Consider the following 16,480-nt stretch of genomic DNA (forward strand, 5'->3'; position numbering starts at 1 on the left):
TACGAACACTGTTGTATAAACAAGTAATATTGTCTTTTCATAAAAATAAGTGATAAAATGTTCTCTATGTGAATGATGCGGGAGTGGATTTAATGAGTAAAAGAGATTATTATGAGGTCCTCGGGGTTTCGAAAAATGCGAGTAAAGATGAACTAAAAAAAGCATATCGAAAATTATCAAAAAAATATCACCCCGATATCAATAAAGAAGCAGATGCTGCTGAAAAATTTAAGGAAATTACAGAAGCATACGATACATTAACAGATGATAACAAACGTGCTCATTATGATCAATTTGGTCATACAGACCCAAATCAAGGCTTCGGTGGCTTTGGTGGAGGTGCTGATTTTGGTGGTGGCTTTGGTTTCGAAGATATTTTTAGTTCAATTTTTGGTGGTGGAACTAGACGGAGAGACCCTAATGCACCACGTCAAGGGGCAGACTTACAATATACAATGACACTAGATTTTGAAGAAGCTGTATTTGGAAAAGAAACAGACATTGAAATACCAAGAGAAGAAGACTGCTCAACATGTAATGGTTCAGGAGCAAAAGCTGGATCAAAACCTGAAACCTGTTCACACTGCGGTGGTTCAGGTCAAATTAGTGTAGAGCAGAACACTGCTTTTGGCCGTATAGTCAATCGTCGAGTATGTCATCATTGTAGTGGAACTGGTAAGTTTATTAAGAATAAATGCTCTACTTGTTCTGGAACTGGTAAAGTGAAAAAACGCAAGAAGATCCATGTTAAAATTCCTGCTGGAATTGACGATGGTCAACAACTTCGTGTAGCAGGTCAAGGTGAACCAGGAGTCAACGGTGGACCTCCAGGAGACTTATATGTTGTTTTCCACGTTCGGTCCCATGAGTTTTTTGAACGTGATGGCGATGATATTTATTGTGAAATGCCTCTAACTTTTGCACAAGCTGCACTAGGGGACGAAGTTGAGGTGCCAACTTTACATGGTAAAGTAAAACTTAAAATTCCAGCTGGTACACAAACTGGAACAAAATTCCGCCTCCGTGGCAAAGGTGTACCGAATGTACGAGGCTATGGTCAAGGAGACCAACATATTCATGTTCGGGTCATCACTCCAACAAAACTGACAGAAAAGCAAAAGCAATTGCTTCGCGAGTTTACAGAAATGAGTGGAAACGATGTTCCTGATGAACAGCATGATAATTTTTTCGCTAAAGTAAAGCGAGCATTTAAAGGCGAGTAGTAAAAACTTAGGAATAAAGGCGTACAGCGTGTGGCGACTTCTTCATGACCTACTTTCTGTGGGCATATAATCAAGCGCAAATACGTCAAGGTGCAATTGATAATATTGGATTGGAGTTGGTAGGATTGAAATGGTCAGAAATTAGCATTCACACAACACAAGAGGCAGTGGAGCCGGTATCAAATATTCTACATGAAGCAGGTGCCAGTGGAGTAGTCATTGAGGATCCATTTGACTTAACGAAAGAAAGAGAAGATGTGTTTGGTGAGATCTACCAACTTAATCCAGATGATTACCCTGATGAAGGCGTTATTGTAAAAGCATATCTCCCTGTAAATAGCTTTTTAGGGGAAACGATTGAAGAGATAAAAGAAGCAATTAATAACCTTTTACTATTTGATATTGACTTGGGTCATAATCGCATCTCCATTAATGAAGTGCATGAAGAAGAATGGGCTACAGCATGGAAGAAGTATTACCACCCTGTAAAGATATCAGAGCGATTTACAATTGTACCTACATGGGAGGAATACGAGCCTGTTCATAGTGATGAATTAATCATCGAGTTGGATCCAGGGATGGCTTTTGGAACGGGAACTCATCCTACAACCGTTATGAGCATACAAGCTCTCGAACGAACAGTTAAGCATGGAGATACGATTATTGATGTTGGAACGGGCTCGGGCGTATTAAGTATAGCTGCGGCGATGCTCGGAGCAAAGTCTGTCAAAGCTCTTGATTTAGATACAGTGGCAGTTGAAAGTGCAAAACTCAATATTGAACTCAATAAGGTACATGATGTTGTGACTGTCTCTCAAAATAATCTTCTTGATGATGTTGAAGGTCCAGTGGATCTCGTCGTGGCAAATATACTTGCTGAAATCATTGTTCGCTTTACGGATGATGCTGCAAAAATTTTGAAACCTAATGGAGCATTCATTGTTTCAGGTATTATTAATACAAAAAAACAAGAAGTGAAGGATAGTCTTCTAGCATCTGGATTTGTCATTGAAGAAGTACTTGTCATGGAAGATTGGGTATCCATGATTGCTAGAAAGAAAAGTGAATAAGCGAATCTTGCTGCAGGCGGTGGAATAAAAGATGCAACGATATTTCGTCAATCAGATGAATAAGGAAGAGGCCACAATCACAGGTGATGATGTTCACCATATAACACGAGTCATGAGAATGTCAGTTGGAGACCCTATATATTGTTGTTATAATGGAAGGGTAGCACTTTGTGCAATTACTGAAATTACCAATGATACAGTTTTGGCAAATGTTGTAGAATGGGTGGAGAATACAAGCGAACTCCCCATTAAGGTATGTATTGCAAGCGGACTACCAAAAGGGGACAAGCTTGAATATGTAATCCAAAAAGGGACTGAGCTCGGGGCAATTGAGTTTGTCCCTTTTGTTGCGGAACGTTCCATTGTCAAATGGGATGAAAAGAAAGGACATAAAAAGGTAGAACGTTTTGGTAAGATTGCAAAGGAAGCAGCGGAGCAATCTCACCGTGCGACAGTCCCTACTATTACTAAACCTTTATCCTTTCGTGAATTATTGTCCTATAGTAGATCTTATACCTATAAGATCGTAGCGTATGAAGAGGATGCAAAGCGTGGAGAAAGATCGAATCTAGCAAAGGTTTTATCAAAAGCGAAACATGGTGATTCTCTTTTTGTAGTGATTGGCCCCGAAGGTGGTTTAACAGAAATAGAGGTATCCACATTAATTGAAAATGACTTTATTTCCGCAAGCTTTGGTCCTCGAATATTACGAACTGAAACTGCACCGTTATATGTTTTATCTGCTGTGTCATATCATTTTGAATTAGCGAGGTGACAACAATGTCATTAGTTGCATTCCATACATTAGGATGTAAAGTAAACCATTATGAAACAGAGGCCATTTGGCAACTATTTAAAGAGTCTGGATATGAGCGTACTGAATTTGAAAGTACTGCTGATGTATATGTAATTAATACATGTACAGTTACAAATACAGGGGATAAGAAGAGTAGACAGGTCATTCGTAGAGCCATACGAAAAAACCCTGATGCCGTTATTTGTGTTACAGGCTGTTATGCACAAACATCACCTGCAGAAATCATGGCGATTCCTGGGGTTGATATTGTTGTTGGAACACAAGATCGAAAGAAAATGCTTGAATATATCGAGCAATACAAACAAGAACGTACCCCAATTAATGGTGTTGGAAATATTATGAAAACACGTGTATATGAAGAACTGGATGTTCCTGCTTTCACTGATCGTACACGTGCTTCTTTAAAAATCCAAGAAGGTTGTAACAACTTTTGTACATTCTGTATCATTCCATGGGCTCGTGGTCTAATGCGCTCACGTAACCCAGAAGAAGTAATTAAGCAAGCTCAACAGCTTGTGAATGCAGGATATAAAGAGATTGTTCTAACAGGTATTCATACAGGTGGCTATGGTGAAGACATGAAAGATTATAATCTTGCTGCTTTACTCCGCGACCTAGAATCAAAAGTAGTTGGACTAAAAAGAATTCGTATCTCCTCTATTGAGGCTAGTCAAATTACGGATGAAATCATTGAAGTATTAGATCAATCAACAAAGGTTGTTAGGCATCTACATGTACCATTGCAATCTGGTTCAAACACTGTGTTAAAACGAATGAGACGTAAATACACAATGGAGTTCTTTGCTGAACGCCTTACGAAATTACGTAAAGCATTACCAGGATTAGCGATCACTTCAGACGTGATAGTTGGATTCCCTGGCGAAACTGAAGAAGAATTTATGGAAACTTATAACTTCATAAAGGAACATAAGTTTTCAGAATTACACGTCTTCCCTTACTCAAAGAGAACTGGAACACCAGCAGCGAGAATGGAAGACCAAATTGATGAAGAAATAAAAAATGAACGTGTTCACCGATTAATTACGCTTTCTGATCAATTAGCGAAAGAATATGCATCAAACTATGAAGGTGAAGTCTTAGAAGTTATTCCTGAAGAACTAGACAAGGAAGATCCATCAAGCGGTTTATACGTTGGATACACAGACAATTACTTAAAAGTAAAACTAGATGCAACTGAAGAAATGGTCGGAAAAATTGTTAAAGTGAAAATTACAAAAGCTGGATATCCATATAACGAAGGCAAATTTGTAAAGGTTGAAGAGGACCGTCAAATCGAAGAAAAAGCAACAAAAACGACTGCTTAAACATAAAATTATCCAATAGAAGTTAATCCTCTGATTAGCTTCTTTTTTTTATCACATAATATAACTAATTGGTGCTAGTCACCTATAAGCATCAATGTTAAGATATAAGAGGTACGTACAACAGAAAGGAAGTATTACATAATGACAAATATCGCAAAAATGATAGACCATACAGCATTAAAAGCAGATACAACAAAAGCTCAAATTGAAAAACTTTGTGAAGAAGCCAAGGAATATGGCTTTATGTCTGTCTGTGTGAATCCTACATGGGTAGAAACTGCAGCTAGCTTATTAAAAGATTCTGATGTAAAAGTTTGTACTGTAATTGGATTCCCACTAGGAGCAAATACACCGGAAACGAAGGCGTTCGAAACAAGAGATGCGATTGAAAAAGGCGCAACTGAAGTAGATATGGTTATTAATATTGGTGCCTTAAAGGATAAAAATGATGAATTAGTCGAAAGAGATATTCATTCAGTTGTGGAGGCTGCGAAAGGAAAAGCTTTAACAAAAGTAATTATTGAGACATCTCTTCTTACAGAAGAGGAAAAAGTTAGAGCTTGTGAATTGGCAGTTAAAGCAGGAGCGGATTTTGTAAAAACATCAACAGGCTTCTCAACAGGTGGGGCTACTGTGGAAGATATCCGTTTAATGCGTAAAACAGTAGGGCCAGAAATCGGGGTAAAAGCATCTGGTGGAGTACGTGATGTAAAAGGAACACAAGATATGATTGAAGCAGGAGCAACGAGAATTGGTGCAAGTGCTGGCGTTGCAATTGTAAACGGACTAACAGGTTCTTCTGACTATTAAAAACGAATAAGCTGGCCGTAACGGCCAGCTTTTCTTATGCAGTTCGGTGTACCTTTAATATGAAATTTGTCAACACTCCAACAAATGGTAAGAACATGAGTGAAGTAAGAACGTTAAAGATGAAACTAACATGAGCAATTTGAACATCTGGATGTGTGGTTAAAAACATCGCAATTTCACCAAGTAAATTAATAAATGGAAAAAATAAAACGACACCAATCACATTGACCCAAATATGGGCATATGCAGCTAATTTAGCTTCATGTCGACTACCAATGCTTGCAATAAAAGCCGTAATACATGTCCCGATATTTGCACCTAGAAGAAGTGCAATTCCCGCATTTAACGTTAAGAGCTGTTCGTTCATAAACCCCATGATAATTCCAGTAGTCGCTGTGCTAGATTGAATAATAGAGGTTAAAATTGTCCCTACACCTACACCAAAAAGGCCACTTTCGTTTGTTTGTTGAAAGAATGTATGAATTGACGGAAATTCTGAGATGGGTCTAGCGAGTTGTTCAAATCCATTCATTGCTACAAACATACATCCTAACCCAAATAAAAAGGCACCAAAACTAAACACTTGTTGATTTCGTACAAATAAACATAAAAAACCGAGTAGTAGGATCGGAACAATCCAATCAAAAATATCAAAAGTGATCATCTCGGCTGTAAATGTGGTACCTATATTTGTACCAAGTATAATTCCGATAGATTGTTTAAAGGTTAGATATCCCGTTGCAATTAATCCGACAACAAGCACCATTACAGCAGAACTGCTGTGGATGATTGCGGTTATAATCATACCAGTTAATAATCCCTTAACTGGATTATCTGTAAAACGAATCAGCCATGTTTTTAATTTATTCCCAGTAAGGTTATAAAGGCCTGTCCTCATGACAGTCATACCAAATAAAAAAATGGCAATAAAAACAGCAAACAATGAAATTATCTCAATCATGCATTTTCACCCCTATCACATTGTATGGACAAGGTTGCATGAAAATGACTACTTCATCTTTATTTAAGAAGTTTAGCGCACGAATTATAACAAAAAAGATGGCTGCCTTCGCAAATATTGTAGCTCTTACAATATTAGTAGGTAGTTTGAACAGGCTTGCCTGAGCCTCTTCGACCAACTGGGATGCTGCTAAAACTAAACAATAAACCCCAACAAAGAGTGTATTTTAGCTGTAACTCGTCAACTTCGTATTTACTACGGAATCTATAATCCAGCTATTTTAGAGCAGACTTCTTAGTATCTTACACACATGAATTTACGAACGAAGATGTAAATCTTTTTTGAGGGTCTCAACTTGTCCGTTTGATTAAATTGACCTATAGCAACAAACATTCAAAAATGAGAAAAAAATTAGAATAACAGGTGAATATTTAATAAAAACTAGATAAGGATACGCTCTTTCTTAAGTGGCTTTGTGAATTTAAGTTGACCAATAATAATGCATATATTATAATGTCAAAGTACATGTTATTTTTTTTTAGGCGATATTAATTTATCGACACTTTGGGAATTAGAACATGTGTCTTAATTAGATGTTAGTGGTTGTTTTCGGAGGGAGGGAATTAGAATGTCAAAAACGGTCGTTCGTAAAAACGAATCGCTTGAAGATGCTCTTCGCCGCTTCAAACGTACTGTATCAAAATCAGGTACAATTCAAGAAGCTAGAAAGCGCGAATTCTATGAAAAGCCTAGCGTAAAGCGTAAGAAGAAATCTGAAGCTGCTAGAAAGCGTAAATTCTAAAAGAGGGTGTAGTTTTATGAGTCTTCTCGAGCGTTTAAATAATGATATGAAAACAGCGATGAAGAATAAGGAGAAAGATAAGCTTTCTGTTATTCGAATGGTAAAGGCTGCAATTCAAAATGAAGGAATTAAGCAAACCACCGGTGAACTATCAGAAGAAGCAGAACTAACAGTTCTTACTCGTGAATTAAAACAACGTAAAGATTCCCTCCGTGAATTTAGTAACGCTGGTCGTGAAGATCTTGTTAATAAAATTCAAACTGAAATTGAGATATTAGAGGTATACCTTCCAAAACAATTATCCGAAGAGGAACTTGTTGAGATTGTGAAACAGACAGTACAAGAGGTCAATGCTTCTTCAAAGGCTGACATGGGCAAAGTAATGGCTGCAATCATGCCAAAGGTAAAAGGGAAGGCTGACGGCGGTCTTGTAAATAAACTTGTTCAACAGCAATTATCTTAAACAAAGCACCTTACATCGTGTAAGGTGTTTTTCTTTTGAAATAAAAAGCTTGTTGCAACATGAGTAATCTATACCCATCTAGAAGATTACATAGATTTTGGTAAGTAATACCATCATAAAAAATGAATATAATTGCAGGGAAAATGAAACCTCATGCTACACTGAATCGTATTCAATAGTATAGTTATGATTACGATAAAATAAATAGAAAGGAGGAAATACATTGAAAAAAATAAGATTGTTTTTATACCTTTCCATTATACTTTTACCGTTAATTCTCACATTAACGCCAAATAAAAGCTATGGTACAGCTGACCAAGTAGTTTATATCATTCCTTTGGAAGATACTGTCGAAAAAGGATTAAGTGCTTTTATTGACCGATCGCTTACAGATGCAGAAGAAAAAGGGGCAGATATCATTATTCTCGAAATCAATACCCCAGGTGGGGCAGTTGATGCTGCAACTAAAATTGGAAAACGTATCCAGGATACGACGATTCCGACTGTTGCTTTCATCAATAACGATGCCATCTCAGCAGGTGCTTTTATCGCATTAAATGCAGAAAAAATATATATGTCTGAGGATGGGAGAATGGGTGCTGCTGGAATTATTGATCAAGCAGGAAATACAGCTGATGAAAAAGCTGTTTCTTACTGGCTGTCTGCGATGAAGGGTGCAGCAGAAAATAATGGTCGAGATCCCATTTATGCTTTGGCAATGGCGGACAAAGAGATTGACCTTCCAGAACTAGGGGCTGAAAAAGGTAAGTACCTCACATTGACTGCTAGTCAGGCCATCGAGGTGAACTATGCTGAAGGAATTGTAAAGAATAGAGCGGATCTATTAAAGACACTGGGATATGAAAAAGCTGTTATTGAAGAGGCAGAGGTAAGCTTTGCTGAAAAAATTGCGCGTTTTATCACAAATCCAATAGTGGTACCCATATTATTATCTATTGGTAGCTTAGGTTTAGTTGTTGAATTGTATTCACCTGGATTTGGCATTCCTGGTATAATGGGAATATCGGCCTTATTGCTCTTCTTCTACGGTCATTTAGTGGCAGGATTAGCTGGAATGGAATCGATAATCTTGTTTGTTGTGGGAATTGTATTGATATTATTGGAGTTTGTATTACCAGGGGGGATCATAGGCTTGATAGGTTTAGGAGCTGTATTAACAAGCTTTTTCATGGCGGGAAGCAGTGTATGGCTTATTGGTACCTCATTATTAATTGCATTAGTAGCGACAATCGTTGTATCAATCATATTAATAAAGGTATTCGGTAAGAAATTACATGCCTTTAAAAAGATTATTCTTTTTGATTCTACTAATACCGAAAGTGGGTATGTATCCAATAAGAATCGAGAAGATTTACTTGGTAAACAAGGAATTGCTTTCACTACATTAAGGCCATCAGGAACAGCTATTATTAATGGTGAAAGACTTGATGTGGTAACAGAAGGGAATTATATTGCCAAAGATTCAAAAATTGAAGTGGTCAAAACAGAAGGATCTCGAATTGTCGTTCGAGTTGTCTCTGAAGATTGATAAAGTGATACTCATTTAGTGAGGGGAAAAGGAAGTGCTCGTGCAGATGTTTGGAACAGGATGTCGAGCTCTTAGTCTACTTCATCCCGCTAAATATCAGTTATAGCTACATATTTGTGTTCACATTGACTTTGAAACTAGATGTATTCCGCTTAGTCTTTGTTCTTAAATTCAGGCTCTTACTGGCAGTTGAATCCTGCATCCCTTGACAAGCGTCGATAAGGGAGGTCTGGCTGCCGGTTTCGCTATATAAATAATAAAATGATGTAGGAGGAAATTTAGTATGCCAACAGGTATGATAACAATTCTAATATTAGTGGCACTGGGTATTATCTTATTAGCAGTAATTTTTACATTCGTACCAGTAACACTTTGGATTTCAGCTTTAGCAGCTGGTGTCCGCGTAAGCATCTTTACTTTAATTGGGATGAGATTACGTAGGGTTATCCCGAACCGTGTTATTATCCCATTAATTAAAGCGCAAAAGGCGGGATTAAATCTTAGTACAAACCAACTTGAGAGTCATTATTTAGCAGGTGGTAATGTTGACCGTGTTGTAAATGCGTTAATCGCAGCACAACGTGCAAACATCGATTTAACCTTTGAAAGGGCGGCGGCAATCGATTTAGCGGGTCGTGACGTGTTAGAAGCTGTCCAAATGAGTGTTAACCCTAAAGTTATCGAAACACCGTTCATTTCAGGTGTTGCGATGGATGGAATTGAAGTAAAAGCAAAAACTCGTATCACTGTTCGTGCCAATATTGACCGTTTAGTCGGGGGTGCAGGGGAAGATACAGTTATTGCCCGTGTTGGTGAAGGTATTGTAAGTACAATCGGTTCACAAATGGACCACAAAAAAGTTCTTGAAAATCCTGATATGATTTCTCAAACTGTTTTAGCTAAAGGTCTTGATGCAGGTACTGCATTTGAAATCCTATCTATTGATATTGCAGATATTGATATCGGTAGAAACATAGGTGCGGTGCTTCAAACGGACCAAGCTGAAGCTGACAAGAAAATTGCTCAAGCGAAGGCTGAAGAACGTCGTGCAATGGCTGTTGCTAGTGAACAAGAAATGCGCGCCCGTGTAGAAGAAATGAAAGCGAAAGTTGTGGAAGCTGAGGCTGAAGTTCCGCTTGCAATGGCAGAAGCATTACGTTCAGGTAACCTAGGTGTACTTGACTATACAAACCTAAAAAATATAATGGCTGATACTGACATGAGAGATTCAATTGGTAAAAGTGCGAAAGATCATGATGATGATCAACAATAATAAAGGTAAATAAACCTCAAAACTTGAAAGGAGGTTTACATGATGGAATTACCTATACAAGGGTTGATTGACTTCTTAATGGCAAATGCCTGGCTAGTTATTATCATAATCGGTTTTATTTTAAATACGTTTAGACGATTTAATAGTGGAGAGTCTGAGCCGACTACACCTGTGCCAATGCCTAAGCCTTTTAACCCATTTGATCAGGATCCTAAAACAGAAAAAGACCAACATCAGGTGGAAACGAAGTATGAAAATGCAGAGTTAGAACAAGGTGAGGGTACTGATTCCCATTTACCAAACCCGTTTTATGACCGGTTCCGTGAGCTTCAAGAACAGGGTACGTATAGTGAAACGGAAAGGAAGGAAGAAGAACCTGTCCTTACTGTTATTAAGCCTACTGATTCATCGGAAAGAAAGGCTGTAAAAACATTCACAAAAAATAAGGTAGTTGAAGGAATTATTTGGTCTGAAATTCTGGGTCCACCTAGGGCGAAAAAACCATACCAAATAAGGCGCTAAGCTTTATAAAAAAGTTCTATGAACCCCTTTTCACTCATAAACATGAGATGAAAGGGGGTTCTTTGTTATGCCTAAAAATTTGGGACACCGCATGAAAAGATGGATCACAAACAAGATGGAACTTCCTGCTGACGTAATGATGGATCTTCCGAGAATAACTATGATTGGACAATTGCATATATACATAGAAAATCATCGAGGATTATTAACCTTTTCAGATAAAGAGGTAAGGCTGTTACTGAAACAAGGACAACTTCTAATTAAAGGAAATGCCTTTGTAATCAAAACCATTTTACCTGAGGAGATAATGCTCGAGGGAAGAATTGAACATGTACAATATATCGAGAACTGAATTGAATCGGTAGGGGGATAAAAATGAAGAACCATTGGATGCACATTTTTAGTGGTAGTGTGAAGGTCGTTATCACAGGCAAAGGGACCGAGAGATTTATTAATGAATGTGTAAGGCAAGGAATTGTTGTGTGGAATGTAAAGAAGCCAGGTACACAAGCCCTGAGCTTCTCTATGTATTTAAAGGATATAAAAAAAATTAGGAAAGTTGTCCGCAAGAATGAGTGTAAACTTCGTTTCATAGGGAAAAAAGGTGTACCGTTCCTAGTACAGAAGGCGTTATACAATAGCGGGTTCTTAATTGGAGCGATTTCATTTTTTATCATCGTTACCATACTGTCAAATATGGTATGGGGGATTGAGGTAAAAGGAGCTAAACCTGAAACTGAGCATTTAATCATTAAAGAACTGAAAAAACTTGGAGTCGAAAAAGGGAAACTCCAATTCTTTATAGAAGATAATGAATCCTTGCAGAGACATTTAGAGGAAGCAATTAACGATATTACATGGATTGGTGTGGAGTTAAATGGGACGACCTATCACTTTGAGGTTGTCGAAAAGAACCAACCGGAGCCTCCAGAACAGTTCAGTCCACGAGACTTGGTAGCAAATAAAACAGCGATCGTAAAGAAATTAATCGTTGAAGAAGGAAAACCAGTTGTCGGCGAAAATGATTTTGTCAAAAAGGGAGATTTATTAGTTACAGGCAAGATTGGGAAAGAGGGGGAAGAAATTTTTGTACCCGCACGCGGAAAAATTTTTGGTGAAACATGGTACAAGGTTGAGGTAAGGAAAGAAATTTCCACGAATCTTGATGTTCTAACTGGGGAAAATAAACAAAAGCATTACATTTCTATAGGACATGTACGTATTCCTGTTTGGGGATTTGGAAAGATTGAATATAAGGAATATAAAATTGAATTTAATAAGCGGCATGTGAAATTTTTTAATTGGGAACTTCCGATCGCGTATGAAAATGAAACGATAAGAGAAAGTGAAGAAATTACTAAAAAGTTAACGGAAAAAGAAGCCATTGAAGAGGCTAAAAATATCGGACGGAAAGAACTAGAACAAGGTTTGGGCAGCGATGCTGAAATTATAGAGGAAAAAGTTTTGCGTCAATCGATTAACAATGGTAAAGTGGAATTGGAAATAAAATATAATGTAATTGAGAATATCGTTACAACGATACCATTAGTTCAAGGAGACTAAAGGATGTCCGAAGATTTAGTAATGAGTAAACACCAATTAGAAAATCCAAATGAAGCACTTGTTTTGTTTGGTAACAATGACCTTCATCTGAAAAGGATGGAAGAGGAATTAAATGTTTCAATTATCACTAGAGGTGAAGCACTTCATGTGTCAGGAGAATCAACAAATGTACAACTTGTTGAGGAAATCCTTGATAAGCTACTCGGTGTGATTCGAAAAGGGATACAAGTAAACGAACGTGATGTTATTTACTGTATTCAAATGGCGAAGACTGGTAAATTGGATTCGTTTGAAGAACTATATGATGAAGAAATAACAAAAACCGCAAAGGGAAAATCCATTCGTGTTAAAACACATGGGCAACGCCAATATGTTGCTGCCATTAAACGACATGATTTAGTTTTTGGAATTGGGCCAGCAGGTACTGGGAAAACCTATTTGGCAGTTGTTATGGCTGTAAACGCATTAAAAAATGGACAGGTCAAACGAATTATCTTGACTCGTCCAGCAGTTGAAGCCGGAGAGAGTTTAGGATTTTTACCTGGTGATTTAAAAGAAAAGGTTGATCCGTATTTAAGACCTTTGTATGACGGCTTACACGATGTACTTGGAGTTGAACATACGGAACGTTTAATTGAACGAGGAACAATTGAAATTGCGCCACTAGCTTATATGAGGGGACGTACATTAGATGATGCCTTTGTCATTTTAGATGAAGCACAAAACACGACAATTGCTCAAATGAAGATGTTTTTGACACGTCTTGGGTTTGGGTCGAAAATGGTCATTACTGGAGATATATCGCAAATTGATTTACCTAAAGGGGTAAAATCAGGAGTGCATGAGGCCATAAATGTTCTGAAGGATGTTCATGGTTCTGCATTTATCTACTTAGAACAATCTGATGTAGTCCGACACCCGCTTGTAGCTCGCATAATTGAAGCGTATGAAAAAAGCGAAGCTGGACAATCATGAGAAGACCCATATGAAAATGGGTCTTTTTTATCATTATAGGAACTGGTAAAATAAACCTTAGAAAAGGAGGTCTAAAGATATGAGGAGACAGTTTAAACTTGCAACTAAATTTTCTGATATAAAAAGTTACCAATACCTACATATAGTCATTTACATCCTCCTTGCGGGAATTATGTTTTTAGTTATGTATAGTAATGTCAAACCAGATGTTTTACATATTGAAGCGCTAAAACCGTCTGAACAGACGATTCGCTCACCCTTGACAATTGAAGACAAAGTCGCCACCAAAGCAAAACAAGATGCCGCTGTAAAAGAACTTGAAGATGTTTTCAGTCTTAAAACAGAGTACGCAGACAATCAAGTTGACCTTGTGATTTCGATATTTGATTCGATTGAAGAAACAAATAATGAAGCATCAGAACTTTATAATACGAGCGTTAAAGAATGGGAGAGTCTAGCAGAAGAAGATCGAGGAGAAGAACCTAAGCAGCCTACAGCAACAGAAAAATTACAAGAACTAAAGAAAAAGCTACCAAAAGATTTGACGGATCGGATCCCTGATGATGTTTTTACTGCTTTATTGTCAGCTACTCCAAACCAATTATCTCGAGCAAAGGATATGGTCATAACAGCGGTTAATAATATAATGAATACAAGGATTCCAGCCTCTGAAGTGGAAAATGCTAAAAATAAGGTAGTGGAGGAATTGGGATACTCTAGTGTCGATGCCGCTCTTCATGAACCAATGCGCGAAATGGCACGTTTTGCTGTCGTTCAAAATGTATATTTTGATGTGGAGGCAACTGAAGAAAAGCGACAACAAGCTATTGAAGCAGTAGAACCAGTTAAAATTCTGCAAGGACAAATTATTGTGGAGGAAGGCCACTTAATTACGAGGGATATTTATCGCCAACTTGAACTATTGGGGATGACGAGTACCAATAACCCAATTCAACCGTATATTGGCTTGACCATGATTATTCTACTTTTACTTACAGGAATTATTTATCACTTCCACAGTGGCATGATTCCAACTGATCGTCATCGAAATATCTATTTATTGATCTTTGCAATTACCTTTACTATCACTATTCTATTAATGAAGGGTATCAGTTTATTCCAAAAAATTGATTATTCTGATATAGGATATATTGTTCCAGTTGCTATGGGTGCAATGTTAATAAAATTATTGATTAATGAAAAGGTTGCTATTCTCTCTGGCATGATTTTTGCCGTTTGTGGGAGTCTTATCTTTAATGAAGGGATAACGGGAACGCTTAATTTCTCAGCTGGCTTATACTTCTTGTTTGGATCTTTAGCTTCAATACTTTTTTTAAGTAAACACAACCGGAGAGGAAAAATTCTACAAGCAGGTCTTTTTGTAGCATTAATCAATATTTTAGTGATTTTTTCAATTATGCTACTACAAAATGGTAGTTATTCGAGTTTAGACTATGGTTCATCGATTATTATGGCAGTAATATCTGGTATAATTGCAGCGGTTTTAACGATAGGTCTATTACCATTTTTTGAAGCAGGATTTAGTATTTTATCCACTATGAAATTAATCGAATTATCGAATCCGAACCACCCATTATTGCGTAAAATATTAACGGAGGCTCCAGGCACATACCATCATAGTGTTATGGTTGCTAATTTGTCTGAGTCAGCTTGCGAGTCGATTGGGGCTAATGGTTTATTAGCAAGAGTGTCTTCTTACTATCATGACATTGGAAAGACGAAACGCCCGCATTTCTTTATTGAGAATCAGATGAATATTGAAAATCCTCACGATAAAATTGCACCACAATTAAGCAAAACAATCATTACAGCACATGCTACAGATGGTGCGGACTACTTGAGGAAATATAAGATGCCAAAAGAAATTGTGGACATAGCGGAGCAGCATCATGGAACCACATTATTAAAATATTTTTACCATAAAGCGAAGCAACAAAGTGACCGTGAAATATTAGAATCTGATTTTAGATATGAGGGACCTAAGGCACAAACAAAGGAAGCAGCAGTGATAGGAATTGCAGATAGTGTTGAGGCTGCGGTGAGGTCCCTATCAAACCCGACCCCACAAAAAATCGAGTCACTTGTCAATAGTATAATTGTAGATCGCTTGCAGGATGGGCAATTTGATGAATGTGATATCACACTAAAAGAGCTAGATACTGTTGCAAAAACACTTTGTGAATCACTAAAAGGGATCTTCCATTCAAGAATTGAATATCCTGCTGAGACAACTAAACAGAAGGTGAAAGAAGCTTGAAACTAGAAATTGATTTTAATGATGAAATTGGAGAAATTAAAGAAGAAGAACAGACAATGGTAAAGGAGCTTTTATTATTAGCTGCTGAAACAGAAGATGTGAAGGAAGGTTCAGAGGTTTCAGTTACCTTTGTAGACAATGAACGGATACAAGAAATAAATAGAGAGTATCGTGATAAAGATCAACCAACAGATGTTATATCCTTTGCGATGGAAGAAATGGGCGAAGGGGAAATGGCCATCATTGGTGACGATATTCCCAAGTTACTTGGAGATATTATCATTTCAATTCCAAGAGCAAGGGAACAAGCGGAGGAGTATGGTCATTCCTTCGCTAGGGAATTAGGCTTTCTTGCTGTCCATGGTTTTCTCCATTTACTGGGGTATGACCATATGACAAAAGAGGATGAGGAAAAAATGTTTACAAGACAAAATAAAATTCTAGAGGCCTATGGACTTGAAAGATAAACAAATGGGTGAATGGTCACGATTTATTAAAAGTTTTTCGTATGCATTTATGGGATTGCGAGGTGCATTTTTTTCAGAACGGAATTTTCGTATTCATGTTATCGTTTCTGTTTTGGTCGTGAGCTCTGGTTTCTTTTTTCAAATCACAAAGGTAGAATGGTTAATAATTCTCCTTGTAGTTGGCGGGATGTTTTCAATTGAATTAGTGAATACTGCCATTGAGAAAGTTGTGGATTTAGTCACGAGTGAGTATCATCCATTGGCTAAAAAAGCAAAAGACATTGCAGCTGGGGCTGTATTAATATATGCAATTTTATCTGTTATAGTAGGTTTGATTATTTTTCTACCTTATTTAAAGGGATTGATATAAAGAAAATTCTTA

At 37.4% G+C, this 16,480-nt stretch carries 17 protein-coding genes; 16 read left to right on the forward strand and 1 reads right to left on the reverse strand.

What is annotated here, in order from left to right; translation table 11 throughout:
* Positions 1 to 92: 92 nt before the first annotated feature.
* The 5 genes from dnaJ (at position 93) to deoC (ending at position 5,245) form a co-directional block, all read left to right on the forward strand.
* Positions 93 to 1,223 carry a molecular chaperone DnaJ gene (dnaJ, locus tag ACWPVE_RS15605; RefSeq protein WP_453994874.1) on the forward strand — a complete coding sequence of 377 codons (1,131 nt, stop codon included), beginning with the start codon at positions 93 to 95 and terminating at the stop codon, positions 1,221 to 1,223.
* 125 nt (positions 1,224 to 1,348) lie between these two features.
* A complete protein-coding gene (gene prmA / locus ACWPVE_RS15610; protein ID WP_453997580.1) occupies positions 1,349 to 2,293 on the forward strand; it encodes a 50S ribosomal protein L11 methyltransferase in 945 nt (314 codons plus the stop codon).
* 31 nt (positions 2,294 to 2,324) lie between these two features.
* Positions 2,325 to 3,068 carry a 16S rRNA (uracil(1498)-N(3))-methyltransferase gene (locus tag ACWPVE_RS15615; RefSeq protein ID WP_453994876.1) on the forward strand — a complete coding sequence of 248 codons (744 nt, stop codon included), beginning with the start codon at positions 2,325 to 2,327 and terminating at the stop codon, positions 3,066 to 3,068.
* A gap of 5 nt (positions 3,069 to 3,073) precedes the next feature.
* The gene (gene mtaB / locus ACWPVE_RS15620) at positions 3,074 to 4,435 is read left to right on the forward strand and encodes a tRNA (N(6)-L-threonylcarbamoyladenosine(37)-C(2))-methylthiotransferase MtaB (protein ID WP_453994878.1); all 1,362 of its coding nucleotides are present in this window, start codon (positions 3,074 to 3,076) and stop codon (positions 4,433 to 4,435) included.
* Positions 4,436 to 4,576: 141 nt separating this feature from the next.
* Positions 4,577 to 5,245 carry a deoxyribose-phosphate aldolase gene (deoC, locus tag ACWPVE_RS15625; RefSeq protein WP_453994880.1) on the forward strand — a complete coding sequence of 223 codons (669 nt, stop codon included), beginning with the start codon at positions 4,577 to 4,579 and terminating at the stop codon, positions 5,243 to 5,245.
* 34 nt (positions 5,246 to 5,279) lie between these two features.
* On the opposite strand, the gene ACWPVE_RS15630 is transcribed toward deoC, so the two are convergent.
* Complete coding sequence (locus tag ACWPVE_RS15630) at positions 5,280 to 6,206, reverse strand: Na/Pi symporter (protein WP_453994882.1); 927 nt, start codon at positions 6,204 to 6,206, stop codon at positions 5,280 to 5,282.
* A gap of 628 nt (positions 6,207 to 6,834) precedes the next feature.
* Between ACWPVE_RS15630 and rpsU the strand changes: the two genes are divergently transcribed.
* From rpsU to ACWPVE_RS15685, 11 genes are all read left to right on the forward strand, one after another.
* Entirely contained in the window at positions 6,835 to 7,008 is a 174-nt protein-coding gene (rpsU, locus tag ACWPVE_RS15635) for a 30S ribosomal protein S21 (protein ID WP_015595024.1), read from the forward strand.
* Positions 7,009 to 7,024: 16 nt separating this feature from the next.
* Positions 7,025 to 7,471, forward strand: a complete 447-nt coding sequence (locus tag ACWPVE_RS15640; RefSeq protein ID WP_453994885.1) for a GatB/YqeY domain-containing protein — start codon at positions 7,025 to 7,027, stop codon at positions 7,469 to 7,471.
* A 223-nt stretch (positions 7,472 to 7,694) separates the two neighbouring features.
* On the forward strand, positions 7,695 to 9,020 hold the full coding sequence (locus tag ACWPVE_RS15645) for an NfeD family protein (protein WP_453994886.1): 1,326 nt from the start codon (positions 7,695 to 7,697) through the stop codon (positions 9,018 to 9,020).
* A gap of 283 nt (positions 9,021 to 9,303) precedes the next feature.
* Entirely contained in the window at positions 9,304 to 10,293 is a 990-nt protein-coding gene (floA, locus tag ACWPVE_RS15650; RefSeq protein WP_453994888.1) for a flotillin-like protein FloA, read from the forward strand.
* A gap of 42 nt (positions 10,294 to 10,335) precedes the next feature.
* The gene (locus ACWPVE_RS15655; protein WP_453994890.1) at positions 10,336 to 10,815 is read left to right on the forward strand and encodes a hypothetical protein; all 480 of its coding nucleotides are present in this window, start codon (positions 10,336 to 10,338) and stop codon (positions 10,813 to 10,815) included.
* A gap of 67 nt (positions 10,816 to 10,882) precedes the next feature.
* On the forward strand, positions 10,883 to 11,167 hold the full coding sequence (gene yqfC / locus ACWPVE_RS15660; protein WP_453994892.1) for a sporulation protein YqfC: 285 nt from the start codon (positions 10,883 to 10,885) through the stop codon (positions 11,165 to 11,167).
* Positions 11,168 to 11,190: 23 nt separating this feature from the next.
* Positions 11,191 to 12,378: a sporulation protein YqfD gene (gene yqfD, locus ACWPVE_RS15665; protein WP_453994894.1), complete on the forward strand. Its 1,188-nt coding sequence runs from the start codon at positions 11,191 to 11,193 to the stop codon at positions 12,376 to 12,378.
* Between the two features lie 3 nt (positions 12,379 to 12,381).
* A complete protein-coding gene (locus tag ACWPVE_RS15670; protein ID WP_453994896.1) occupies positions 12,382 to 13,353 on the forward strand; it encodes a PhoH family protein in 972 nt (323 codons plus the stop codon).
* Positions 13,354 to 13,432: 79 nt separating this feature from the next.
* Positions 13,433 to 15,631: an HD family phosphohydrolase gene (locus ACWPVE_RS15675; RefSeq protein ID WP_453994898.1), complete on the forward strand. Its 2,199-nt coding sequence runs from the start codon at positions 13,433 to 13,435 to the stop codon at positions 15,629 to 15,631.
* On the forward strand, positions 15,628 to 16,098 hold the full coding sequence (gene ybeY / locus ACWPVE_RS15680; protein WP_453994900.1) for an rRNA maturation RNase YbeY: 471 nt from the start codon (positions 15,628 to 15,630) through the stop codon (positions 16,096 to 16,098). The genes ACWPVE_RS15675 and ybeY overlap by 4 nt, the downstream gene beginning before the upstream one ends.
* Positions 16,082 to 16,468, forward strand: coding sequence for a diacylglycerol kinase family protein (locus tag ACWPVE_RS15685; RefSeq protein ID WP_453994902.1), 387 nt, complete (start codon positions 16,082 to 16,084; stop codon positions 16,466 to 16,468). Before ybeY ends, ACWPVE_RS15685 begins: the two co-directional genes overlap by 17 nt.
* The last annotated feature ends 12 nt before the right edge of the window (positions 16,469 to 16,480 follow it).

The organism is Bacillus nitroreducens, assembly GCF_964021195.1.